This is a genomic window from Pseudomonas sp. CDFA 610, from assembly GCF_021147865.1.
GTDB classification, from domain to species: domain Bacteria; phylum Pseudomonadota; class Gammaproteobacteria; order Pseudomonadales; family Pseudomonadaceae; genus Aquipseudomonas; species Aquipseudomonas alliivorans.
The window spans coordinates 486,645-512,135 of sequence record NZ_JAGTPM010000001.1 but is presented as its reverse complement, the minus strand read 5'-3'; the positions used below and the strand labels follow the sequence as shown (position 1 = coordinate 512,135).

The 25,491-nt window shown below is 59.7% G+C and carries 20 protein-coding genes; 14 read left to right on the top strand and 6 right to left on the bottom strand.

Features of this window, described 5'->3' with window-relative positions:
• Positions 1–122: 122 nt before the first annotated feature.
• Genes KDX39_RS02350 through KDX39_RS02335 form a run of 4 tightly spaced genes read left to right on the top strand, consistent with a single transcriptional unit; the run spans position 123 to position 5,707 of the window.
• Complete coding sequence (locus KDX39_RS02350) at positions 123–1,286, top strand: isovaleryl-CoA dehydrogenase (protein WP_231659228.1); 1,164 nt, start codon at positions 123–125, stop codon at positions 1,284–1,286.
• A gap of 13 nt (positions 1,287–1,299) precedes the next feature.
• Positions 1,300–2,907 carry a carboxyl transferase domain-containing protein gene (locus KDX39_RS02345; RefSeq protein ID WP_231659227.1) on the top strand — a complete coding sequence of 536 codons (1,608 nt, stop codon included), beginning with the start codon at positions 1,300–1,302 and terminating at the stop codon, positions 2,905–2,907.
• A gap of 8 nt (positions 2,908–2,915) precedes the next feature.
• On the top strand, positions 2,916–3,755 hold the full coding sequence (locus KDX39_RS02340; protein WP_231659226.1) for a gamma-carboxygeranoyl-CoA hydratase: 840 nt from the start codon (positions 2,916–2,918) through the stop codon (positions 3,753–3,755).
• Positions 3,752–5,707, top strand: a complete 1,956-nt coding sequence (locus tag KDX39_RS02335; protein ID WP_231659225.1) for an acetyl/propionyl/methylcrotonyl-CoA carboxylase subunit alpha — start codon at positions 3,752–3,754, stop codon at positions 5,705–5,707. Before KDX39_RS02340 ends, KDX39_RS02335 begins: the two co-directional genes overlap by 4 nt.
• Before the next feature lie 55 nt (positions 5,708–5,762).
• Here KDX39_RS02335 and nfuA read toward each other — a convergent pair whose 3' ends face one another.
• The 3 genes from nfuA to KDX39_RS02320 form a co-directional block, all read right to left on the bottom strand.
• Positions 5,763–6,356 carry a Fe-S biogenesis protein NfuA gene (gene nfuA, locus KDX39_RS02330; protein ID WP_004884435.1) on the bottom strand — a complete coding sequence of 198 codons (594 nt, stop codon included), beginning with the start codon at positions 6,354–6,356 and terminating at the stop codon, positions 5,763–5,765.
• Positions 6,357–6,470: 114 nt separating this feature from the next.
• Positions 6,471–7,493, bottom strand: coding sequence for an acyltransferase family protein (locus KDX39_RS02325; protein WP_231659224.1), 1,023 nt, complete (start codon positions 7,491–7,493; stop codon positions 6,471–6,473).
• A 179-nt stretch (positions 7,494–7,672) separates the two neighbouring features.
• Positions 7,673–9,805: a fatty acid cis/trans isomerase gene (locus KDX39_RS02320; protein ID WP_231659350.1), complete on the bottom strand. Its 2,133-nt coding sequence runs from the start codon at positions 9,803–9,805 to the stop codon at positions 7,673–7,675.
• 327 nt (positions 9,806–10,132) lie between these two features.
• Here KDX39_RS02320 and metH point away from each other — a divergent pair, with 327 nt between their 5' ends.
• Together metH and KDX39_RS02310 are read left to right on the top strand one after the other, a co-directional pair.
• On the top strand, positions 10,133–13,852 hold the full coding sequence (gene metH / locus KDX39_RS02315) for a methionine synthase (protein ID WP_231659223.1): 3,720 nt from the start codon (positions 10,133–10,135) through the stop codon (positions 13,850–13,852).
• Positions 13,853–13,956: 104 nt separating this feature from the next.
• Positions 13,957–14,187, top strand: a complete 231-nt coding sequence (locus tag KDX39_RS02310) for a DUF2970 domain-containing protein (protein ID WP_231659222.1) — start codon at positions 13,957–13,959, stop codon at positions 14,185–14,187.
• On the opposite strand, the gene KDX39_RS02305 is transcribed toward KDX39_RS02310, so the two are convergent.
• Positions 14,169–15,269, bottom strand: a complete 1,101-nt coding sequence (locus KDX39_RS02305; protein ID WP_231659221.1) for an ABC transporter substrate-binding protein — start codon at positions 15,267–15,269, stop codon at positions 14,169–14,171. The genes KDX39_RS02310 and KDX39_RS02305 overlap by 19 nt on opposite strands.
• Positions 15,270–15,807: 538 nt before the next feature.
• On the opposite strand from KDX39_RS02305, the gene KDX39_RS02300 reads away from it, so the two are divergent.
• Positions 15,808–17,466, top strand: coding sequence for a nitrite/sulfite reductase (locus tag KDX39_RS02300; protein WP_231659220.1), 1,659 nt, complete (start codon positions 15,808–15,810; stop codon positions 17,464–17,466).
• The gene (locus KDX39_RS02295; RefSeq protein ID WP_210041346.1) at positions 17,450–17,944 is read left to right on the top strand and encodes a DUF934 domain-containing protein; all 495 of its coding nucleotides are present in this window, start codon (positions 17,450–17,452) and stop codon (positions 17,942–17,944) included. The genes KDX39_RS02300 and KDX39_RS02295 overlap by 17 nt, the downstream gene beginning before the upstream one ends.
• Positions 17,945–18,150: 206 nt before the next feature.
• Here the strand turns inward: KDX39_RS02295 and sohB are convergent, their stop codons facing one another.
• Positions 18,151–19,182: a protease SohB gene (gene sohB, locus KDX39_RS02290; RefSeq protein WP_231659219.1), complete on the bottom strand. Its 1,032-nt coding sequence runs from the start codon at positions 19,180–19,182 to the stop codon at positions 18,151–18,153.
• Between the two features lie 203 nt (positions 19,183–19,385).
• On the opposite strand from sohB, the gene KDX39_RS02285 reads away from it, so the two are divergent.
• The 6 genes from KDX39_RS02285 (at position 19,386) to KDX39_RS02260 (ending at position 24,661) form a co-directional block, all read left to right on the top strand.
• Complete coding sequence (locus KDX39_RS02285; RefSeq protein WP_231659218.1) at positions 19,386–20,096, top strand: histidine phosphatase family protein; 711 nt, start codon at positions 19,386–19,388, stop codon at positions 20,094–20,096.
• Positions 20,097–20,165: 69 nt separating this feature from the next.
• Positions 20,166–20,483 carry an SCP2 sterol-binding domain-containing protein gene (locus KDX39_RS02280; protein WP_231659217.1) on the top strand — a complete coding sequence of 106 codons (318 nt, stop codon included), beginning with the start codon at positions 20,166–20,168 and terminating at the stop codon, positions 20,481–20,483.
• A gap of 207 nt (positions 20,484–20,690) precedes the next feature.
• On the top strand, positions 20,691–21,758 hold the full coding sequence (locus tag KDX39_RS02275; protein WP_231659216.1) for a phosphotransferase family protein: 1,068 nt from the start codon (positions 20,691–20,693) through the stop codon (positions 21,756–21,758).
• A gap of 23 nt (positions 21,759–21,781) precedes the next feature.
• The gene (locus KDX39_RS02270) at positions 21,782–22,549 is read left to right on the top strand and encodes an SDR family oxidoreductase (protein WP_231659215.1); all 768 of its coding nucleotides are present in this window, start codon (positions 21,782–21,784) and stop codon (positions 22,547–22,549) included.
• A 110-nt stretch (positions 22,550–22,659) separates the two neighbouring features.
• Positions 22,660–23,808, top strand: coding sequence for a Gfo/Idh/MocA family protein (locus tag KDX39_RS02265; protein ID WP_231659214.1), 1,149 nt, complete (start codon positions 22,660–22,662; stop codon positions 23,806–23,808).
• Positions 23,809–23,881: 73 nt separating this feature from the next.
• On the top strand, positions 23,882–24,661 hold the full coding sequence (locus KDX39_RS02260) for a TSUP family transporter (RefSeq protein ID WP_231659213.1): 780 nt from the start codon (positions 23,882–23,884) through the stop codon (positions 24,659–24,661).
• Here KDX39_RS02260 and nudC read toward each other — a convergent pair.
• Entirely contained in the window at positions 24,629–25,465 is an 837-nt protein-coding gene (gene nudC / locus KDX39_RS02255; RefSeq protein ID WP_231659212.1) for an NAD(+) diphosphatase, read from the bottom strand. The two genes, KDX39_RS02260 and nudC, sit on opposite strands and share 33 nt — an antisense overlap.
• Positions 25,466–25,491 lie beyond the last annotated feature (26 nt).

Here is a 25,491-nt window from a genome sequence, read left to right as displayed (position 1 = left end):
TCACCCCTTCGCTGGCCACGTCGTGCTGTTGTCAACGCCGACATTGACAGTGCCGCAACGCAGGTTTACGTTAACGTAAAGGTCATAGCCTATCCGCCAAGAATAAAACAGGAACGCTACCCATGAGTTACCCAAGCCTGAACTTCGCCCTGGGCGAAACCATCGACATGCTGCGCGACCAGTTGCGGTCCTTCGTCAGCGCAGAACTCTCCCCGCGCGCAGCACAGATCGACAAGGACAACCTGTTCCCGGCGGATATGTGGCGCAAGTTCGGCGACATGGGTCTTTTGGGTATAACGGTCAGCGAAGAATATGGCGGCGCCGGTCTTGGCTATCTGGCTCACGTTGTGGCCATGGAAGAGATCAGCCGCGGCTCTGCCTCGGTGGCGCTTTCCTATGGCGCGCATTCGAACCTGTGTGTGAACCAGATCAATCGCAACGGCAACCCCGAGCAGAAGGCACGTTATCTGCCGAAGCTGATCAGCGGCGCACACGTCGGTGCGCTGGCCATGAGTGAACCCAATGCCGGCTCTGACGTGGTTTCGATGAAGCTGCGTGCCGACAAGCGTGGCGATCGCTATGTGCTCAATGGCAGCAAGACCTGGATCACCAACGGGCCGGACGCCAACACGTACGTGATCTACGCCAAGACGGATCTGGAGAAGGCTGCCCACGGCATCAGCGCGTTCATCGTCGAGCGCGACTGGAAAGGTTTCTCCCGCAGCAACAAATTCGACAAGCTCGGCATGCGCGGCTCCAACACCTGCGAGCTGTTCTTCGACGATGTGGAGGTGCCCGAAGAAAACCTGCTCGGCAAACTCGACGGCGGTGTCCGGGTGCTGATGAGCGGTCTGGATTACGAGCGCGTCGTGCTGTCTGGCGGACCGACCGGCATCATGCAGGCCTGCATGGACGTGGTAGTGCCTTACATCCACGACCGCAAGCAGTTTGGTCAGAGCATTGGTGAGTTCCAGTTGATTCAGGGCAAGGTCGCCGATATGTACACCCAGCTCAACGCCAGCCGCGCCTACCTGTACGCCGTGGCGCAGGCCTGTGATCGCGGTGAAACCACCCGCAAGGACGCCGCAGGCGTGATCCTTTACAGCGCCGAACGCGCAACACAGATGGCGCTGGACACCATTCAGATCCTTGGCGGCAATGGGTATATCAATGAGTTCCCCGCAGGCCGTCTGCTACGTGACGCCAAGCTCTATGAAATCGGCGCGGGCACCAGCGAAATCCGCCGCATGCTGATCGGCCGCGAACTGTTCAACGAAACCCGTTGATTCCGGAGTCTTTATGGCCATTCTGCATACCCGTATCAACCTCCGGGACCCGCAGTTCGCGCGCAATCGCGCAGCGCTGCTGGAACAGGTTCACGCTTTGCGCGCCTTGCTGAGCAAGGTTCAACAAGGCGGCGGCCCCAAGGCTCAGGAGCGGCACACCTCGCGCGGCAAGCTGCTGCCCCGTGAGCGCATCAATCAGTTGCTGGACCTTGGCTCGCCGTTTCTGGAAATCGGTCAACTGGCCGCCTACGACGTGTACGGCGAAGACGTTCCGGCGGCTGGCGTGATAGCCGGTATCGGCCGGGTGGAAGGCGTCGAGTGCATGATCATCGCCAACGATGCCACCGTCAAAGGCGGTTCGTATTATCCACTGACGGTAAAAAAGCACCTGCGCGCTCAGGCCATCGCCCAGCAGAATCGCCTGCCCTGCATTTATCTGGTGGATTCCGGAGGGGCCAATCTGCCGCGTCAGGACGAGGTTTTCCCTGACCGTGAACACTTTGGCCGGATATTTTTCAATCAGGCAAACATGAGCGCTCAGGGCATTGCGCAGATCGCCGTAGTGATGGGCTCCTGCACCGCAGGCGGTGCGTATGTACCCGCGATGGCCGACGAAGCGATCATGGTCCGCGAGCAGGCAACTATCTTCCTTGCAGGCCCGCCGCTGGTGAAAGCCGCCACCGGCGAAGTGGTCAGCGCGGAGGACCTGGGGGGTGCCGACGTGCATTGCCGGACCTCGGGCGTGGCAGACCACTACGCTGACAGCGACGAGCACGCATTGGCACTGGCCCGGCGTTGCATCGCAAACCTGAACTGGCGCAAGCAGGGTCAACTGAACGTGCAGAAGCCCATTGACCCAATGTACGCCAGCGACGAGCTGTACGGCATTGTCCCGTCCGACACCAAACAGCCGTTCGATGTGCGTGAAATCATCGCCCGGCTGGTGGACGGGTCGGTGTTCGATGAGTTCAAGGCACTGTTCGGCACCACGCTGGTCTGCGGTTTCGCTCATGTGAAGGGCTATCCGGTCGCGATCCTGGCCAACAACGGCATTCTGTTCGCCGAGGCCGCGCAAAAAGGCGCGCATTTCATCGAACTGGCCTGCCAGCGCGGCATCCCCCTGCTCTTTCTGCAGAACATCACCGGTTTCATGGTCGGCCAGAAATACGAAGCAGGTGGCATCGCCAAGCACGGCGCCAAGCTGGTGACGGCTGTGGCTTGCGCGCGGGTGCCGAAATTTACCGTGATCATCGGCGGCAGTTTCGGCGCGGGCAATTACGGCATGTGTGGCCGCGCGTACGACCCGCGTTTCCTGTGGATGTGGCCCAACGCCCGAATCGGCGTGATGGGCGGCGAGCAGGCCGCCGGCGTGCTGGTGCAGGTCAAGTGTGAACAGGCCGAACGCAGCGGTCAGGCGTTCAGCGCACAGCAGCAGGCCGAGTTGAAGCAGCCGATCCTGGATCAATACGAGCATCAGGGGCATCCGTACTACTCCAGCGCCCGCCTGTGGGACGACGGCGTCATCGACCCGGCACAGACCCGGGACATTCTCGCGCTCGCCCTCTCCGCTTCGCTCAACGCCCCTATCGAACCCACCACTTTCGGCCTGTTCCGAATGTAAGCCGGGAAATGACCATGACTGCCTTTGCGACAATTGAACTGATCGACGACCCGCGTGGTTTCGCCACGCTGTGGCTGAATCGGCCGGATAAGAACAACGCCTTCAATGCGCAGATGATCCGCGAGTTGATCCTGGCGCTGGACGAGGTGCAGAGCAAACCAGCCCTGCGCTTTCTACTGGTGCGCGGTCGCGGCAAGCATTTCAGCGCCGGCGCGGATCTGGCCTGGATGCAACATGCCGCAGAACTCGACTACAACACCAACCTGGACGACGCCCGGGAACTGGCCGAGCTGATGTACAACCTCGCCAGACTGAAGATTCCCTCCCTGGCCGTGGTGCAAGGTGCAGCCTTCGGCGGCGCATTAGGGCTGATCAGTTGCTGCGACATGGCCATCGCCTCAGACGATGCGCAGTTCTGCCTGTCCGAAGTGCGCATCGGCCTGGCACCTGCGGTGATCAGTCCGTTCGTGGTTCAGGCCATCGGCGAACGTGCTGCACGGCGTTATGCGCTGACCGCAGAGCGCTTCAGTGCCGAGCGCGCGCAGCAGATCGGCTTGATCGCCGAACACTGCCCGCTGGCAGCGCTGGACGAGCAGACAGCCCGCTGGATCGACAATCTGCTGCTGAACAGCCCTCAAGCCATGCGCGTCAGCAAGGATTTGCTGCGCGAAGTCGGCAGCGGTGAGCTGACCCCTGCCCTGCGTCGCTATTGTGAAAACGCCATCGCACGTATCCGGACCAGCACAGAGGGACAGGAAGGTCTGCGCGCTTTCCTTGGCAAGCGCTCACCCGGCTGGCAGGCGCAGGCCGATGACAGCGCCTCTTGCAAAAAGGACTTGCAGTCATGAGCCATGTTGAACTGAACACGCTGCTGGTCGCCAACCGTGGCGAAATTGCCTGCCGCATCATGCGCACCGCCAGGAAGATGGGCCTGACCACCGTTGCAGTACACAGCACAACTGACCGGGACGCACGCCATAGCCGCGAAGCCGACATCTGCGTCGATCTGGGCGGAAGCAAGGCCTCTGAAAGCTACTTGATGATCGATAAGCTCATCGCTGCCGCAAAAGCCAGCGGAGCCCAGGCGATTCACCCCGGCTACGGTTTCCTTTCGGAGAACGCCGATTTTGCCCGCGCCATCGAAAACGCCGGACTTATCTTTTTCGGCCCACCCGCCTCGGCCATCGAGGCCATGGGCAGTAAATCGGCGGCCAAATCCCTGATGGAAGACGCTGGCGTGCCATTGGTGCCGGGTTACCATGGTGCAGCGCAGGACCTCGAAACCTTTCGCGCCGCGGCTGAACGCATCGGATATCCGGTATTGCTCAAAGCGACAGCAGGTGGTGGCGGCAAGGGAATGAAAGTGGTCGAGCAGCACAGCGAACTGGCTGAAGCCCTGGCGTCTGCCCAGCGTGAAGCGCTGTCTTCCTTTGGCGACTCGCGCATGCTGGTCGAAAAATATGTGCTTCAGCCAAGGCATGTGGAAATTCAGGTCTTTGCCGATCAGCATGGCCATTGCCTGTACCTGAACGAGCGCGATTGCTCGATTCAGCGTCGTCACCAGAAGGTCGTCGAAGAAGCTCCCGCTCCCGGCCTTTCGCCCGAACTGCGGCGCGCCATGGGCGAGGCTGCGGTCAAGGCGGCGCAAGCCATCGGTTATGTCGGCGCAGGCACGGTAGAGTTTCTGCTGGACGCCCGTGGCGACTTCTTCTTCATGGAAATGAACACCCGCCTGCAGGTCGAACACCCCGTTACCGAATACATCACCGGGCTCGATCTGGTGGAGTGGCAGATTCGCGTGGCGTGTGGTGAAACGCTGCCCATCAGCCAGGCGCAGGTTCCGCTGGCCGGCCACGCCATCGAGGTACGACTCTACGCGGAAGACCCGGCCAACGATTTCATGCCCGCCACCGGAAAACTCGAGCTGTATCGCGAATCGACCCCTGGCCTTGGACGCCGCGTGGACAGCGGTGTTTCTGAAGGCGACAGCATTTCGCCGTTCTACGATCCAATGCTGGGCAAGCTGATTGCCTGGGGCGAAAACCGTGAAGAAGCGCGCCTGCGCCTGCTCGGTATGCTCGACGAGTTTGCCGTCGGCGGCGTCAAAACCAACCTGACGTTCCTGCGCAGGATCATTGCGCACCCGGCCTTCGCTGCTGCAGAGCTGGACACGGGATTCATCCCCCGCTACCAGGATCAGTTGCTGCCCGTACAACGCCCATTGTCCGAAGACTTCTGGCAAGCCGCCGCAGAAGCGTTCAGGCAGAGCGAAACCGGACGCATCCGCGAAGATGACCCCACCTCGCCCTGGAGCAACAACTCCGGCTTTCGCGCAGGTTTGCCGGCTGAAATCGACTTGCATCTGGACTGCAATAGCCAACGCAAAAGGATTCGGCTGCGTCATGACAGCGCATCAACCTATCGGTTGAGTTCAGAGACGCTGAGTGTCGAAACGGACGGCGTCAGACTTCAGCACTCAGCCATTCGTCGAGGTGCCAGCCTGTACCTGAAATGGCACGGCGAGCCCTTCACGGTCACTCAGCCAGACCCGATCGCCCAGGCCGGGCTGAGTCATAACCTCCACGGCGGTCTGACGGCCCCCATGAACGGCAGCATTGTTCGAGTACTTGTCGAGTCAGGGCAACATGTCGAAGCAGGTGCGCTGCTGGTGGTGCTGGAAGCCATGAAGATGGAACACAGCATCCGCGCAGCAACATCGGGCATGGTCACGGCGCTGCACTGTCAGGAAGGCGACATGGTCAGCGAAGGGGCCGTGCTGGTCGCGATTGAAGCCGATTGAAGCCGGAAACAAAAACGCCCTGAGCACGTCAGGGCGTTTTCCAGAAAGGAACGACTCAGTAGTAGGCGTTTTCTTTCTGGGTGTGGTCGGTCACATCGCGAACACCGGATAGCTCTGGAATACGCTCCAGCAAGGTCCGCTCGATACCTTCCTTCAACGTGACATCAGCCTGACCACAGCCCTGGCAACCACCGCCGAACTGCAGAACGGCGATGTTCTGGGTATCTTCCTCGACTACGTCGATCAATGTGACCTGACCGCCGTGGCTGGCGAGCCCCGGGTTGATCTCGGTTTGCAGGTAGTAATTGATGCGCTCGTTGATCGGGCTATCGGCATTGACCATCGGCACTTTGGCGTTAGGCGCCTTGATGGTCAACTGGCCGCCCATGCGGTCGGTGGCGTAATCGACGACGGCATCATCCAGAAAGGCTTCGCTGAAACCGTCGATCCAGGCCGTGAAGCTTTTCAGGCCAATGGCCTTGTCTTCCGGCTTCTCTTCGCCCGGCTTGCAATAGGCGATACAGGTTTCGGCGTACTGAGTGCCAGGTTGGGTAATAAACACGCGGATGCCGATTCCCGGGGTGTTCTGCTTTTCCAGCAGATCGGCCAGATAATCGTGGGCGGCATCGGTAATAGTGATAGCGGTCATGAAAATTCCTCGCAGACGTGCCAGCAGTTTACGCCAATCGAGTGCGCCACACAAAGTCCCAGTATTTTTGTCGGAAAAGGCGGCGTCGGAAACAGCACCGCCCGAAACGTCCCATCAGGAGAGCGCGCTGGCGGGCTGCACGGCGCGGCGCGCGTCCAGCCAGTCCTTGAGACGACGATACACGCCCTTCTCGATCCACTCGTAACTCAGCCATGCGCCAATGGCGATGACCGGCACGCAGAATGCGAACACCAGATAAGGGTTCAGGCCATAGCGCTGTGCCATCAGCAGGCCTCCGTAAAGTACCAGCACATGCAGCAGGTACACCGAATACGAGCAATCGCCTAGTACCTTGAGCAGTCGACTGCCACGGAAGTAAGGTTCCAGCGAGATACAGGAGAGGACGATCAGCGCGCTGGGCAATCCCCAGTTCAGCAGGCGCTGGTCGTTGGTCAGGTGATTGATCGCGTAAAGGCCGATCACGATGCCTGCCAGCGGCACCCAGAACGCCTCCCTGATCCAGCCACGGCGATACAGAATACCGATACCGATGCCCAGCAAAAATTCGTAGATGATGTCATTGCCGTAGAAGCGGCTGATCAATCCGGCACGCGCCAGCACTTCACTCACACCGAACAGCGCCGCTGCGATGATCAGTGGACGATGACGCTGTTTGAACAGGAACACCATGCTGAACAGCAGGTAGAAAAACATCTCGTAGTTGAGCGTCCATCCCACATTCAACGTGGGATACAAGCCATAGCCGCCGGGGTTTTCGGAGGGAATGAAAATCAACGACAGCATGAAGTTCTGCCAGCCGATGACCTGGTGCGGCAACATGGGCGCCGCAGCCAGCAGCAACAGCCCCATGGCGGCGGTGTACAGCCAGTAAGCGGGGACGATACGAATCAGGCGATGCAGGATGAAACGTCCGGCGGGCATGTCGCTTTTCTGGGTAGAGAGGAAGATCACCAGTCCACTGATCACGAAAAAGATATCGACGCCGACGGCGCCTTTGGACACAAAGAATTCGCCAATGGGGCCGCTGGCCTTGAAGTCGTAAAAAATCTGCATGAAGTGATGACACACCACCACCCACGCCGCGAACGCCCGCAGGGCCTGTACCGAAATCAACATCCAAAAAACCTCTACTGCCTGACTTTCAACTCAACCCGTCACCTGCGATCGCCTCAGCGACAGGTTCCATGGCGCGCCCCTCTCGGACCGCATTTTTGAAAAAAAGATCGTAGAAAATGCGATTCGTTCAGGTTTGCAGAGATGGCCGCGGGCCACCTATATGAGTCGAAAACGGCAGTCTAGAGGTTCTCGTAACGATTCATGTCGAGCACCGCCGCTTCCCGAGGACTGGTTTCCTGAAGGTAGCGGTTCAGGTCGTTAAAATACGTCCAGAACAGCGGATGCGTCCGCCGGATGCCCCAGCGCTGAATGATCTGTTCAAAGCTCGCCTGATCCTTGCTCCCCTGCATCGCATCGACGAACGCAGGCACCTCGGCGGCCGGAATGTTGAACATGAAATTCGGGTAGCTGCTGAGCACTCCCGGGTAAATGCTCAGGGTGTCCAGACCCGGAATATAGCGATATGACTCGCCCAACAGAAACGCAACATTGGTGTGCGCACGGTTGCGCAACATGCTGTACATCACCCGCTTGCCGGTGCCGTCCTCGATGCGCAGCATCGTGGCTTCGGGCAACTGGTCGATGACCTTCAGGCCCGCAGCGGGTCGCGACGTCAACCGGCTGAGCGCCTGCTCTGCCTGGGCAAAGGCGCTGCTCAGACCGGGACGCGAACAATAGGCGCCGTCACAGCGATTGATCGGATCCGGCGAGGCGTTAAGCGGCCCGACGCGCTGAATCAAGCGAGTGGCGAAATCACGTACCGGACTTTTCTTGTCAAGACCGATGCCTGTGGGCGTGTCGTCGTCGATGTCCTGATAATCCAGCCACATCTTGACCTTGCCGCTGTCCTGATACAGATCACCGAGCAGACCTTCGCGCAGGTCGGCAGGCATCAGGCGCAGAAAGTTGATTTCCGCGCCGTTACGAATCAGGTCGAAATACAAACGCGTCTGGGCCTGGTGGGAGACATTGCCGTAGACGTCGAAGTTGACCGCCAACTGATAATAGGTGCGTTCCAGCAATGGATAGTCGAACAGCCACATCGAATGCGGCACATCGCCGATCAGCCCTTTGTTGACCGAAGCGCTGTCAAAATGACGGAAGACCGTCAAAAGCGCATTGTCATTGCCGGTCCACAGATCGCTCCAGCCCGGTGGTGGCTTCTTCGCGTAGGTGTCGCGCCGCAGATTTTCGTAGGCGTTGCGACGATCACGATAAGACAGCCAGAGGCTCAGGACACTGCCGACGTTATCGTTCTGCCCGGGCATGGCCAGCAGCGGCGTCGCCTCTCCCCGGTAAACGGCATCGGTCACGTAACGGTCGTGACCGGGCTCCTGAAACATCACCCAGAACTGATCGCGGATCACATCGGTGGCGATCTGCCCACGACAGACCGGGCCACGAATGAAGGTGCGCACGAAATACTCGGCGTTATCGAGCATGAACTCATAACGCGCCGCAGCCGGAATCGCCTCGAACGTCTGGAACGGATTGGCCCGATGCCCCGGACCGTAACCGGGCAATGCGTTGACCTTCCAGTCACTGGAATAGAACAACTGCTTGACCCGCGCCATTTTCTGCGGGCTCAAGGCATAGGTGATATGGGTCTTGTGGACGATCACGCCCTGGACCGGCACCAGTCGGTAATAGAAATCGCTGCCCGGATCATCGTTGGGTCGTCGGGTCGCGATCAGGTCCACCGGTCTGCCAGTCGGCGTTCGTGAACGCACCCACTGATAGAAATGCCCCGCAGCGCCGTCTTCGAAGTAGATGTGGGCTAGAAAGAGATGCTCGAACAACCAGCGGCCGACCAGTGCCTGGTTGGCACCCGGCTGGTTAAGCAGGTTTTCCCAGGCAAGGAGCTGACTCGCCTCGGTGACCGTCGGCGTAATGGCCTGCTGCTCCACCGGGGCACCTGCCGCCAGCCAGCGTTGCAGTGTCTGGTATTCGGCGTCGGTCAGCCCTGCGACCGCCAGCGGCATGCCCTGCTGAGCGTGTGCGGCCGCGTAGGCATTGAATTCGCCGGGTAACGGGCAGACATTTTCACGATTGATGCCCAGTGCAATGTTGTCCGGAATCTTGCTGTTGGCGGGCAGTGGCGCACTGCGCCCCAGTTCCAGCATGCGCGTCATCAGCGCCGCCTGGCTGCCCTGCGCATCAAGCACCGAGTAGAAGCCCTTGCCACGCCACGCGTCGGTGTCGCGGGCGTCATAGAACAGACGGGTCGGCGCGACGGCCTGGGTGCGCTCACCCTGATAGACCGGGATCTTGCTGGCTCCGCGACCGACACCCTCGCCGCTGCCCAGATTCAGCTGGCAAGGCGCATCGTTGCAGGCGTGACAGGCGACGCATTTTTCGGTGAGGATCGGTTGAATATCCCGCACGTAGGAAATGGCGGGCGACGAGACCGGAAGCGGCGTCTGGGCCTGAAGTGCGAAGGAGGAAAAGAGCAGGACAATCCCTGCCAGCAAGCGGTGCGGCATGTAACCGGGCTCTGAGAGTAAAAGGCTGATGATTCTACAAGGCTGCACACGCGCCCAACATGAACGATTTTCATGCAAAAGCCCTGACAACACCAAATCCTTTCCGGTTTGCTATTATCGCGTTCTTTAAGTATCGACCTTCTCAAGGTAGCCCTCATGTCCGACCGCAGCGCCCGCCATCAAGCCTTCGTCAATGCTCTGAAACAGAGGATCCTGATCCTCGATGGCGGCATGGGCACGATGATCCAGAGCTACAGGCTTGAGGAGCAGGACTATCGTGGCAAGCGTTTCGCCGACTGGCCGAGCGACGTCAAGGGCAATAACGATCTGTTGATCCTGACCCGCCCGGATGTCATCGGCGCCATCGAGAAGGAATACCTGGACGCCGGGGCCGACATTCTCGAGACCAACACGTTTAACGCGACCCAGGTATCCCAGGCCGACTATGGCATGGAGTCCATTGTCTATGAACTGAACGTCGAGGGCGCTCGTCTGGCGCGCAAGGTAGCGGATGCCAAGACTCTGGAAACCCCGGACAAGCCACGCTTTGTCGCTGGAGTGCTCGGCCCTACCAGCCGGACCTGCTCGCTGTCGCCGGACGTCAACAACCCCGGCTACCGCAACGTTACCTTCGACGAGCTGGTCGAAAACTACACCGAAGCCACGCGCGGCCTGATCGAGGGCGGCGCAGACCTGATCCTCATCGAAACCATTTTCGACACCCTCAACGCCAAGGCCGCGATCTTCGCCGTGCAGGGTGTATTCGAAGAACTGGGCTTCGAACTGCCGATCATGATTTCCGGCACCATCACCGACGCGTCCGGTCGCACCCTGTCGGGCCAGACCACCGAAGCGTTCTGGAACTCCATCAGCCATGCCAAGCCGATTTCGGTGGGCCTGAACTGCGCACTTGGCGCCAGCGAACTGCGTCCTTATCTGCAGGAACTGGCCAACAAGGCCAATACCCACGTCTCCGCGCACCCGAACGCTGGCCTTCCCAATGCCTTCGGCGAATACGACGAGCTGCCGAGTCAGACCGCAAAGATCATTGAGGAATTCGCCGAAAGCGGTTTCCTGAACATCGTCGGCGGCTGCTGCGGCACCACGCCTGCGCACATCAAGGCCATCGCGCAGGCGGTTTCCGGTTACGCGCCGCGTCAGATCCCGGACATCCCCAAGGCCTGTCGACTGTCGGGGCTCGAGCCATTCACCATCGATCGCCAATCGTTGTTCGTCAACGTCGGCGAGCGCACCAACATTACCGGTTCCGCCCGCTTCGCCCGCCTGATCCGTGAAGACAATTACACCGAAGCACTGGAAGTCGCCCTGCAGCAGGTCGAGGCCGGCGCGCAGGTGATCGACATCAACATGGACGAAGGCATGCTGGACTCGAAGAAGGCCATGGTGACCTTCCTCAACCTGATCGCAGGCGAACCGGACATCTCCCGTGTGCCGATCATGATCGACTCCTCGAAATGGGAAGTGATCGAAGCGGGCCTGAAATGCATTCAGGGCAAGGGCATTGTCAACTCCATCAGCATGAAGGAAGGCGTCGAGCAGTTCATTCATCACGCCAGACTGTGCAAGCGATACGGCGCGGCGGTTGTGGTCATGGCTTTCGATGAACAGGGCCAGGCGGACACCGAAGCGCGCAAGAAGGAAATCTGTAAACGCTCCTATGACATTCTGGTCAATGAAGTCGGCTTCCCGCCGGAAGACATCATTTTCGACCCGAACATCTTTGCCATCGCCACCGGCATCGAAGAGCACAACAACTATGCCGTGGACTTCATCAACGCCTGCGCCTACATCCGCGACGAACTGCCGTACGCGCTGACCTCCGGTGGCGTGTCCAACGTGTCGTTCTCGTTCCGGGGCAACAACCCGGTGCGTGAGGCGATTCACTCGGTGTTCCTGTTGCACGCGATCCGCAACGGCCTGAGCATGGGTATCGTCAACGCCGGACAGCTGGAAATCTACGACCAGATCCCGGCAGAGCTGCGCGACTGCGTGGAAGACGTGGTGCTCAACCGCAATCCCGAGGGCACCGATGCGTTGTTGGCGATTGCCGACAAGTTCAAAGGCGACGGCAGCGTCAAGGAGGCCGAGACCGAGGAATGGCGCAGCTGGCCCGTCAACCAGCGTCTGGAACATGCGCTGGTCAAGGGCATCACCACCCACATTGTCGAAGACACAGAAGAGTCGCGCCAGTCGTTCAACCGCCCTATCGAAGTGATTGAAGGCCCGCTGATGTCGGGCATGAACGTGGTCGGCGACCTGTTCGGCTCCGGCAAGATGTTCCTGCCCCAGGTGGTCAAATCCGCACGCGTGATGAAACAGGCCGTGGCGCACCTGATTCCCTTCATCGAGCTGGAAAAAGGCGACAAGCCGGAGGCCAAGGGCAAGATTCTGATGGCCACGGTCAAGGGCGACGTGCATGACATCGGCAAGAACATCGTCGGCGTGGTACTGGGCTGTAACGGCTATGACATCGTCGATCTGGGCGTGATGGTGCCTGCGGAGAAAATTCTGCAAGTGGCCCGCGAGGAAAAGTGCGACATCATCGGCCTGTCCGGTCTGATCACGCCATCGCTGGACGAGATGGTGCATGTCGCCCGGGAAATGCAGCGTCAGGACTTCCACCTGCCCCTGATGATCGGCGGCGCGACCACGTCCAAGGCTCACACTGCAGTCAAGATCGAACCCAAGTACAGCAACGATGCAGTGATCTATGTGACCGATGCGTCGCGCGCGGTAGGCGTTGCCACTCAGCTGCTGTCCAGGGAGCTCAAGCCTGCTTTCATCGAGAAGACGCGCCTGGAATACATCGAAGTGCGAGAGCGCACCTCGGCCCGCAGTTCGCGCACCGAGCGCCTCAGCTACGGCGCTGCGGTGGCGAAAAAACCGCAGTTCGACTGGGAACACTACACCCCTGCCCGGCCGACCTTCACCGGCACCCGGGTATTGAACGACATCGACCTGAACGTGCTGGCCGACTACATCGACTGGACGCCGTTCTTCATCTCCTGGGATCTGGCTGGCAAATACCCGCGCATCCTGACCGACGAAGTGGTTGGCGAGGCTGCCACCGCGCTGTTTGCCGACGCTCAGCAGATGCTGCGCAAGCTGATCGACGAAAAACTGATCAGCGCCCGCGCCGTGTTCGGCTTCTGGCCAGCCAATCAGGTTGATCACGATGACCTGGAAGTCTATAGCGAGGACGGCAAGCCGCTGGCAAAACTGCATCACCTGCGCCAGCAAACCATCAAGCCCGACGGCAAGCCCAACTACTCGCTTGCCGACTTCGTCGCGCCCAAAAGCAGCGGACTGACCGACTACATCGGCGGTTTCATCACCACCGCAGGCATCGGTGCCGAGGAAGTGGCCAAGGCGTATCAGGACAACGGCGACGACTACAACTCGATCATGGTCAAGGCCCTGGCCGACCGTCTGGCCGAGGCCTGTGCCGAATGGTTGCACCAGCAAGTGCGCAAGGACTACTGGGGCTACGCAAAAGACGAGGCGCTGGACAACGAAGCCCTTATCAAAGAGCAGTACATGGGCATCCGCCCGGCGCCAGGCTATCCGGCGTGCCCGGACCATACCGAGAAAGGCACCCTGTTCGCCCTGCTCGACCCGCTGCCGGAAGGCACCCCCGAGCACACACCTGGCCGCAGCGGCGTATTCCTGACCGAGCACTACGCCATGTTCCCGGCGGCGGCAGTCAGCGGCTGGTACTTCGCTCACCCTCAGGCGCAGTACTTCGCCGTCGGCAAAATCGACAAGGATCAGATCGAAAGCTACACCGCCCGTAAAGGCCAGGACCTGAGCGTGACGGAACGCTGGCTGGCCCCGAACCTCGGTTACGACGAGTAACTCGCAGCCACTTCCAGACCGTCGCCGGGCAATCCGGCGACGGACTGCGCGCTGCTGCAACGCCGCCTTGGCTAAGCTGAACAGGCATTGTGCAGGTGAGTGCGATGGAAGAACCATCCGACGACGCTTCCAAAAACAAGGCCCCGACCTTCAAGCAGATGCTGCACAGCGTTCTGGCGGCGGCGTTTGGCGTGCAGAGCGGCAAGAATCGCGAACGTGATTTCAGCTATGGCAAGCCTGCGCACTTTCTGCTGCTGGGGCTCTTGGTCACCGTGATGTTCGTCGCAATCCTGTTTGGCGTCGTGCAACTGGTGCTTTACCTGGCGCTCGAGTGAGCGTCCGGCAGCATGTTTTTCAGTGAAAACGGCGAGTCCTCACCCGTCGCGCTTACGTTGAATGCCTGCAGGTCAAGCCGATAGCCTTCGTTTCGGGTGGCCTCCAGAAAACGCTGCGCATCCTGCCGTTCAACCAGATGCAGCACCTGGACGGTCCTCGCTCCGGCCTGTAAGTGAGTCTGTCGATGAGCAGTGTCATAGCGGTGCAGCAGGATCATCGCCCAGCCGCCAAGGGTAAAATGCCCGGTTGCGACGACACTGAGACGCCCATCCATCTGCGCCTGGAGTGACATGAACGTGCCATTTATAGCGCTGAACAGAATGTCCTTGCCCGGCTGGCCGCCGCGCTCCCGCAACGCGTCCATGGCACCGAAGGCCATTTGTTCGTTGGCAGCCCAGATCAGGCGAACATCCGGATAGCGGTTAAGCAATACCCGCGCCTGCTCAAGCGCCCGATGCCTGAGCCAGCCACTCAACACGATTTGACGCAGGTGAACTTCAGGGTGCTCCGCAAGCGCGCGGCGCAAGCCCTGCTCACGGAACAACGAAACAGGCGTGGTATTGGTGCCGGCAAATGCCAGCATCTCGACCGTACTGCCTTCTGACGGACGCGGATAAAGGCTGATAAGGCGCTTGGCAGTCAGGTATCCACCCTCCTCGTCGTTGCCGACCAGGCTGCCGATGAAATCGGGATAACGCGTAGGAAGGTCGCCGATAATGCGAATCTGGTCCGCAGTGAGGGTGTTGTTGACGGCAAACAATTTGACGCCGCTGCCCTGCGAAAGACGCAAAATCTCCGGAGCAACGTTAAGTTCGTTGGAGAACAGCAAATAATCGGGACGCACTGTTCCTTGCAGCGTCTCGCGCGCCATGGCGAGCAGTTTGCGGGTGTCACGGTCGGAATGCAGGACCGTCAGCGTCATGCCGGTGGTGCGGGCTGCCGACTGCATTAACCGGACATAGCTGCGCCAATACCCGTCGCTCTCAGCACCGGGACTGATAAACACAACCGAGGCCGCCCACGCCGAACTCGCCCACAGCCAGCCCACCAGGACCGCCAGACGAACCACGAACACCTTCATATACCCAGACCCTGAACCACAGAATTGATCACTCTATGGCGGGTCTATCGGCTGCAACTGACGGATTCTGGAGCGTGCGCAGCAAATTCTCCGGGCCCTGACTATTGCCCGCTGATCCAGAACACTGCGGCCCCTACCGCCAGCAGGATAATGAAAAGAATGGCCCAGGCATCCACGGAGCTGTCGGGCTTGGTCGTTTTGGGGTGCTTGCTCATTGCATCGCCTCTTGTCGGTCTTATGGGTGATAGCACATGAAAAGACTGAAGCAGGTTCTTCAGACGGAGATAAAAGTCAGTTAAGCCGACACTTGCCCACACGGCAAGCAGGGGTATATCCAAGCGCTGAAATGCTTATCGCTTTTAGTGATTTGCATATATATAAACATCACTTTTATCGATATCTCCAAACTGATATCTTCGCCTCCGCTCCGTAGGGAGTGCGCGACCGTGCGCGCAGAATTGATCAGATGACGCAGTGACCGCCTGCAATCGACCCGCAGCCGCCCTGCTTCATTACGAAGCCTGAGAACAGGACCTATATGTACGTATACGACGATTACGATCAGAAGATCATCGAGGACCGCGTCAAGCAGTTCCGGGATCAGACCCGACGCTACCTGGCCGGGGAACTGAGCGAGGAAGAGTTTCGACCGTTGCGCCTGCAAAACGGTCTCTATGTCCAGCGTTTCGCCCCGATGCTGCGCGTGGCCGTTCCTTATGGCCAACTGACGTCGCGCCAGACGCGCATGATGGCGAAGATCGCCCGCGACTTCGACAAGGGCTACGCCCACATCAGCACCCGCCAGAACGTGCAATTCAACTGGCCGGCACTGGAAGATGTGCCGGACATTCTGGCTGAACTGGCCACCGTGCAGATGCACGCCATTCAGACCAGCGGCAACTGTCTGCGTAACGTCACCACCGATCAGTTTGCCGGCGTCGCTGCGGATGAACTGGTGGATCCGCGTCCGTGGTGCGAGATCGTTCGCCAGTGGACGACCTTCCACCCGGAATTCGCCTACCTGCCGCGCAAGTTCAAGATCGCGATCAATGGTTCGAGCAGTGACCGCGCCGCCATCGAAGTGCATGACATCGGCCTTGAGCCGCTGCGCAACGAAGCCGGCGAGCTGGGTTTCCGTGTGCTGGTCGGTGGCGGTCTGGGCCGTACGCCCGTCGTCGGTGCCTTCATCAATGAATTCCTGCCGTGGCAGGATCTGTTGAGCTACCTCGATGCCATTCTGCGTGTGTACAACCGCTATGGCCGTCGTGACAACAAGTACAAGGCGCGCATCAAGATTCTGGTCAAGGCGCTGACTCCTGAAGTGTTCGCCGAGAAAGTCGAAGCGGAAATGGCTCACCTGCGAGGCGGCCAGACCACACTGACCGAAGCCGAGGTAGAGCGCGTTTCGAAGCACTTCATCGACCCGCAATACAAGGCTCTGGCCGACCAGCACGCCGAACTGGCCGCGCTGGATACGCAGCACCCTGGCTTTGCGCGCTGGCGCCAACGCAATGTGTTCGCGCACAAGAAGCCTGGCTATGTCGCCGTGACCCTGTCGCTCAAGCCGACCGGCGTCGCACCGGGTGACGTGACCGACAAGCAACTGGACGCCGTTGCAGACCTGGCCGATCGCTACAGCTTCGGTGAACTGCGCACGTCCCACGAACAGAACATCATTCTGGCAGACGTCGAGCAGACTGAACTGTTCACGCTGTGGAACGAACTGCGCGAAAACGGCTTTGCCACGCCGAACATCGGCCTGCTGACCGACATCATCTGCTGCCCTGGCGGCGACTTCTGCTCGCTGGCCAATGCAAAGTCGATCCCGATTGCAGAATCGATCCAGCGCCGTTTCGACGATCTGGACTACCTCTTTGACATCGGCGAGCTGGACCTGAACATCTCCGGCTGCATGAATGCCTGTGGCCACCACCACGTAGGCCATATCGGCATTCTGGGCGTGGACAAGAAAGGTGAAGAGTTCTATCAGGTTTCGCTGGGTGGCAGTGCCAGCCGCGATGCCAGCCTGGGCAAGATCCTCGGGCCGTCCTTCGCCCAGGACGCCATGCCGGATGTGATCGAGAAGCTGATCGACGTCTACGTCGAAAAACGCAACGAAGACGAGCGTTTCATCGACACTTATCAGCGTATTGGCATTGACCCTTTCAAGGAGCGCGTCTATGCAGCGAATCATTAAGAACAACGAAGTTATCGATGAAACCTGGCACCTGCTGCCCAAGGACACGACCTTCGACAGCCTTTCGAACTGCGACGACCTGATCGTTCCGCTGGCACTGTGGCGCGAACACGGCCACGCCCTCAAGGCGCGTGATGGCGGCCTGGGCGTGTGGCTGGACAGCGATGAAGAAGCCGAGGAGATCGGCGCCGACGTCGATCAGTTCCAGGTCATCGCTCTCAACTTCCCGGCCTTTACTGACGGGCGCAACTTCTCCAATGCGCGCCTGCTGCGTGACCGCTACGGTTACAAGGGTGAGCTGCGTGCCATCGGCGACGTACTGCGCGACCAGTTGTTCTACATGCGCCGCTGCGGTTTCGACGCCTTTGCGGTGCGTGCCGACAAGGACCCGTACGAAGCGCTGGAAGGCCTCAAGGACTTCTCGGTGACCTATCAGGCCGCTACTGACGAACCGCTGCCGCTGTTCCGTCGCCGCTGATTGCACTGATCCGCTGAAACCAAAAGCCCGGGCCTTTGTTGAAGGTCCGGGCTTTTATTTGCGTCTTGCAAAAGGGTTAGTACCTCGGTTCTGCCATGCACCCTGTATGGCACAGATGGCCGATCCGGTGGGCCCGACGCATGGCTCACATCAGGTCATTCATGATCCAGCGCATTCAATCGGCATGAGGACTGAAAGAGCCAGGATCACCAAAACCGCTGCTGCGTCAATCGCCCCCACCATTTGGCGATCAAGCCATCTGCCGATGCCGCAGCTGCCATGCCCATACGCTCCTGCAGACTCTTGCGCTGCACGTAGTGCAGATGGAAAACGTCGGCATCCCTGGCGCGTTCGGCCAGGTATTCGTCGCTGGTTTTGAGTTCATCCACCAACCGCTTGTCCAGCGCCGCCATACCCAGCCAGACTTCGCCGGTCGCGACTTCATCGATGGACAGCTGCGGGCGGTAGCTGGCGACGAAGTTCTTGAACAGGTCGTGGGTGATATCCAGATCCTGCTGGAACTTCTCGCGGCCCTTCTCGGTGTTTTCGCCAAACACCGTCAAGGTGCGTTTGTACTCGCCGGCGGTCAGCACTTCAAAGTCGATATCGTGCTTCTTGAGCAAACGGTTGACGTTGGGCAACTGCGCCACCACGCCGATCGACCCCAGAATCGCAAACGGTGCACTGATGATTCTGTTGCCGATGCAGGCCATCATGTAACCGCCGCTGGCTGCCACCTTGTCGATGCAGATGGTCAGCGGGATGCCCGCCTGACGAATGCGCGCCAGTTGCGAAGACGCCAGTCCGTAGCTGTGAACCATGCCGCCGCCGCTTTCCAGACGCAGTACCACTTCGTCCTTCTCGGTGGCGAGGGTCAGCAGTGCAGTGATTTCGTGGCGCATGCTTTCGGTGGCAGAGGCTTTGATATCGCCATCGAAGTCCAGCACGTAGACACGGGCCTTGTCCTCGGCCTGCTGCTTGTCCTTTTTCTCTTTTTTCAGTGCCTTGGCCTGCTCCTTGCGCAGCGCTTTAAGGCGTTCCTTGCCCAGCAGCGACTGTTCCAGGCGCTCACGCAGACCTTTGTAGAAGTCATTGAGACGCGTGACCTGCAATTGACCGGCCGTTTTACGACGTCCCTTGCCACGCATGGACGCAATGGCGACCAGCACCACGACAATGGCAACCACCAGCGTGACTGTCTTGGCCAGAAAGCTGGCGTAATCGACAACGAAATCCACGGATATTCCTCACTTGCATTGCGCCCTTACCAATCAAGGGCCGCGATGTCGCCAGCATACCGACGCCCCCTCGGGATCACCAGCGGCAAGGGTTACCAGCCATTAAAACGATGATTTCAAACGAGCGTATGTTTTTTTATTGACAGCTCCCCGGCATCCCTCATAACCTCGCCAGACCTTCAACGTACCGAGACGAACCGGACGTGGGCAGCATCTATCTGATACGACATGGCCAGGCCTCATTCGGTGCAGACGATTACGACGTCCTGTCGCCTGTGGGCATTCGTCAGGCACAGATTGTAGGCGCACACCTTGTGGATCTGGGTATCGGCTTTGACCGTTGCATCTCCGGCGAGCTGCGTCGTCAGAAAGACACCGCATTCAATGCACTGGCCCAATTCAGCGAAGCCGGTCTGGACGTGCCTGAACTGGAAATAGACGGTGCGTTCGATGAGTTCGACGCCGAGGGCGTCCTGCGTGCCCTGATCCCCGCGATGCTCTCGGAAGAACCCAAGGCGCTGGAGATCCTGCGGGATGCGGCCAACAACCGTGCCGAGTTTCAGCGTCTGTTTTCACTGGTCATCGGCCGCTGGATCGGTGGTCAGCACGACACCCTCGGCCTGCAGAGCTGGTCGGGTTTCGTCGCAAGAGTAAAGGCCGGACTGGACCGGATCATTCAAAACGCAGAACCCGATGAGCGTATCGCCGTGTTCACATCCGGCGGCACCATTACCGCGCTGCTGCATCTGATTACAGGCATGCCCGCGCAGCAGGCATTCGAACTCAACTGGCACATCGTCAATACTTCGTTGCACCGGCTTGGATTCAGAGGCAACGAAGTGACCCTGGCTTCCTTCAACAGTTATACGCACCTGCAATTGCTGAAAGCGCCGGAACTCATCACCTATCGCTGAGCCCGGCCAAAGGCGCGCTCGTCGGGCGCCAGAACTCACCAAAACCAGAACCCATAAAAGGATCAAGACATGACCTCAACCGCTGACGCCGTGAAAACCATGCAAGCCAAGTTCAACCCGAGCGCCGCTGCCGGCCTGGATCTGGTCTTCGGTTTTCACATCACCGACGAAGAGAAGGATTACGCCCTGATCGTCAAGGACAGCACTTGCGACCTGCAGGAAGGCAAGAACCCTGACGCCAACGTGACGCTGGTCATGGACAGCGAAACGCTCAAAGGCATTGTCAGCGGCGAAACCGACGGCATGCAGGCCTTCATGGGTGGCAAGCTGCGCGCCGAAGGCGACATGATGCTGGCAATGAAGCTGAGCGAGCTGTTCCCGGTCTGAGTCCAGGACCCGATTGATGCACCTGAAGAAACCGGAGCCGACAGGCTTCGGTTTTTTTTCGTCTGGCGAATCACGATCAGTGATCAAGGCCGCTGATTGACCGGCAACACGCTAGCCTATAAGGCGATCCGGAAGTTGTTAGCGGATCACTCGATCATTAGATTAGTCAATGTTTCTGGCTGACCATAATAAGCAGAAGGGATAAGCATGGCGCTGACTGACCAGTCCACGGATATTCGTAGTGGCGAAGAACTTGACGTCGCCCTTATCGACCCGTATCTCAAAAACCATATTGCGGAGTTGCACGGCACGCCGTTGATCAGCCAGTTCCCGGGCGGCGCCTCGAATCTCACCTATCTGATCCAGTACCCCGAACAGGAACTGGTACTGCGTCGGCCGCCCTTCGGGCACAAGGCACGCTCGGCCCATGACATGGGCCGCGAGTATCGCATCCTCAACCAGCTCAAGGACGCGTTCCCCTACTGCCCCCAGGCTTATCTGCACTGCACCGACGAATCGGTCATCGGGTCCGAGTTCTATGTCATGGAACGCGTCCAGGGCATTATCCTGCGCTCGGATTTGCCACCGGCACTGGGCCTGGACGCGAGTCAGACCGAAGACCTGTGCAAAAGCTTCATCGAAAAACTGGTGGACCTGCACCGGGTCGATTATCAGGCCTGCGGCCTGGGTGATCTGGGTAAACCCCAGGGCTACGTGCAAAGACAGATCCTGGGCTGGACCGAGCGCTATGAGAAAGCCATGACCCCCGACGCGCCTGCGTGGGATGAGGTCAAGGCCTGGCTGGCTGCAAAGATGCCAGCCGATTCGCCGGTCGCCAGCATCGTCCACAACGATTACCGCTTCGACAACGTGATTCTCGACCCGGAAAACCCCATGCGCATTATCGGTGTGCTGGATTGGGAACTGACCACTCTGGGCGATCCGCTGATGGACCTGGGCAACACCCTCGCCTACTGGATTCAGGCCGATGACCCGGCGCCCGTACAACTGATGCGTCGTCAGCCCAGCCACGCGCCCGGCATGCTGACCCGCCAACAATTCGTGGATTACTACGCGGAACGTGCAGGCGTGCGGATCGACAACTTCGACTTCTATTACGCCTACGGCCTGTTTCGCCTGGCCGGCATCGTGCAGCAGATTTACTACCGGTTCTATCACGGCCAGACGCAGGACAAACGCTTCGCACAGTTCATTCATATGAACAGGCTGCTGGAGCAGATGAGCCTGAACGTGATCGCCAAATCCAGCCTTTGATGACATCAGAACAAGGAAAAGACATGTCCAGAACCCAACTCTTCGACCTCGACGGCAAGATCGCTTTCGTTTCCGGTGCCAGCCGCGGAATTGGTGAAGCCATTGCCCGTCTGCTGGCACAGCAAGGTGCCCATGTCATCGTGTCGAGTCGCAGGATCGACGGGTGTCAGGCGGTTGCCGATGCCATTACCGCCGATGGCGGCAAGGCCACCGCGATCGCCTGCCACATCGGCGAAATGGAACAGATCGGCGGCGTCTTCGCGCAGATTCGTGAGCAGTTCGGGCGTCTGGACATTCTGGTCAACAATGCCGCCACCAACCCGCAATTCTGCAACGTACTGGACACTGATCTGAGCGCTTTCCAGAAAACAGTGGACGTGAACATTCGCGGCTATTTTTTCATGTCGGTGGAGGCCGGCAAGCTGATGCGCGAGACCGGCGGGGGCAGCATCATCAACGTGGCGTCGATCAACGCGGTTTCACCGGGTGCGTTCCAGGGCGTGTACTCAATGACCAAAGCCGCAGTGATCAACATGACCAAGGTATTTGCCAAGGAATGTGCAGGCTTCGGCATCCGCTGCAACGCCCTGCTGCCCGGCCTGACCGACACCAAATTCGCCTCGGCGCTGGTCAAGAACGACGCGATTCTGAACATGGCATTGGCCCAGATACCGCTCAAGCGTGTCGCAGCGCCCAGTGAAATGGCCGGAGCGGTGCTGTACCTTGCCAGCGAGGCGTCCAGCTACACCACGGGTGTGGCGCTGAACGTGGATGGTGGTTTCCTGTCCTGATTCACCAGGACCGAGGCCATCGCACGGCTATAAATATGAATTATATTTTCCATTAATTATTTATTTGGAATATATTTTCCGCATAACAACAATCCTCTCTGGAGACTGTCATGCGGGAAATCACTTCTTCCACCCTTCCGGAATACGGTATCGGTCTGATCGGTACCGGCTTCATGGGCCGTGCTCACGCGTTGGCATTCGGCAATGCCAACGCGGCCCTGGATCTTCCCGCGCGTATTCGTCTCGCCGCGCTGGCCGACGCCGACAGCGCACGCGCCGAGCAGTGCGCGCAGGCCTGGGGCTTTAATCGCAGCCATGCCGACTGGCAACAATTGATCGATGATCCGAGCGTACAGATCGTGGCGATCACCACGCCAAATCACTTGCATTTCCCGATGGCCATGGCTGCCATTGCCGCAGGCAAGGCGGTGTACTGCGAAAAACCATTGGCCGTGAGTCTGGCCCAGGCCGATCAGATGCGCCGCAGCGCCAGGGCCGCAGGTGTCGTGACCCAGGTGGGCTACAACTATCAGCATAACCCGATGATTGGCCTGGCCCGGGAAATGATCAGGGCGGGTGAGCTGGGCGACATCGTCAGCTTTCAGGGCGAATTCAGTGAAGACTTCATGGGCAACGCACAATCGCCCTGGTCGTGGCGCTGCGAAGCCGCTCACGCAGGCGGAGCGTTGGCCGATCTGGGCAGCCACCTGCTGGCCATGGCGCGTCACCTGCTGGGCGACGTCGAAGCGGTATGTGCCGATGTCAGCACCGTTCACCGTCAACGCCCCGCCAGCGCGGGCAGCACCGAACTGCGCGACATTGCGGTCGACGATCAGACCCATGCCCTGTTGCGCTTCGCCAACGGCGCACGCGGCACCTTCAGCAGCAGCTGGCTCAAGCACGGCTACAAGAATCATCTCAGCTTCGAGATCAGCGGAACCAAAGGCACGCTGGCCTTCGACCAGGAGCGACTCAACGAGTTGCGCCTGTACCGTGGCGGAGCGCCCGGCCGGGACGGCTTCCAGCGACTGCTGGCCGGCCCGTCGCTGCCTGGCTACGCTGCGTTTTGTCCGGCGCCGGGCCATCAGTTGGGGTACAACGAGCTCAAGGCACTGGAGGTTCAGGCGCTGATCCTGTCGATATGCGGCCAAGGCAGCCGAGGTCCTGATTTCGAGGAAGCCTGGCAGATCGAGCGACTGGCCGCGGCAATCCGGCTGGCCGCCGAGCAGCAACGCTGGATAGCGCTCGCGGATATCTGACAGGCTTCCTGCAACATTCGGCAAAGGGTTAGAATGCGCCGCCATTCTGCCCTTCTGCCATAAGCCGCCCTCCATGCCTTTCGAACTCAGCGTCGACCTGACCACCCTCGCCATTTTGGCGGTGGTTGCCTTCATTGCCGGATTCATCGACGCCATCGCTGGCGGAGGCGGACTGCTGACCACACCGGCCCTGATGACCGCAGGCCTGCCGCCTCATCTCGTGCTGGGCACCAACAAGCTCAGCTCGACCTTTGGTTCAGCGACCGCCAGCTTCACGTTCTACCGGCGCAAGCTGTTCGATCCGAAACAGTGGATTCACGCCATTGTCGGCACCGCTGCCGGCGCGGCAATAGGTGCGGTGATTGCCCATTACCTGCCTGCGGAGTGGCTGAATCAGATGCTGCCGGTGATTGTGTTCGGCTGCGGCCTGTACCTGCTGTTCGGCGGCACACCCAAGGCACCGCTGGACAGCGATGCGCCTATCAGGAAGAAATGGCAGGTGCCGCAGGGTCTCGGTCTGGGCTTCTACGACGGTGTCGCCGGGCCTGGAACCGGCGCTTTCTGGACGGTCAGCACACTGCTGATTTACCCGGTCGACCTGGTGAAAGCCAGCGGCGTTGCGCGCAGCATGAATTTTGTCAGCAATGCGGTGGCGCTGTCGGTGTTCATGTTCTCGGGCCAGGTGGATTACGTGATCGGCCTGTGCATGGGCCTGGCGGTGATGCTCGGCGCCTACTTCGGTGCAGGGACGGCGATCAAGGGCGGCGCAAAGTTCATCCGCCCTGTGTTCATCACTGTGGTGCTGGGCCTGACGGTACGTCTAGCCTGGCAACACTGGTTCGGAGGCGCCTGATCGCGCGGCCAGATAGGCCTCGATCAGATAACGCGCAATGGAACGGCTGGCGGGCAACGGTGGCAGGTCATCGATTTTGAACCAGCGTGCGTCTTCGATTTCATCGGCCTGAGGCACGATCTCACCGCTGTCGTATTCAGCATGAAAGCCCAGCATCATGGAATGCGGAAACGGCCAGCACTGACTGCCCATGTATTTGAGGTTTTTGATGCGAACCTGCACCTCTTCCATCACCTCACGACGCACACAATCCTCGGCAGATTCGCCGGGCTCGACGAACCCCGCCAGCGTGCTGTAAACGCCCGTTACAAAGCGCGGAGAGCGCGCCAGCAGGATCTCGTCGCCGCGGGTGATCAGGACGATCATGGAAGGTGAAATGCGCGGATAGAGCCGCAGGTTGTCATGTTCGCAGTACATGGCGCGCTCGCCGGGCACCTGCACCGTCGGACGGCCGCAGGCTCCGCAGAAACGGTGTTCCCTGGCCCAGGTGCTGATCTGCGCTGCATAACCGAGCATTTGAAAGATGGCAAAGTCACCCTCCAGCATGAACTGCCGCAGGCCCTGCCACGAACAGCCCTCAACCGCTACCGACCTTTCAAGCACCAGCAGATAGACCGCTTCGCCGTCGAAGTGACCGATGCCGTGCTCACTCTGTACCGGCAGGTCCAGCCCCTTCAGCCAGGCCCTGGGGAACATCACCCCGTTGCTGTCCAACAGAAACCCGTGGTCGCCATGGACCACGGCCCAACCACCACTGGCCTCGATATCCAGTACTGCGGTCGTCCAACGCTCCGGGCGCGTCATGGAAAAACTCCTTTGTTCGAACACAA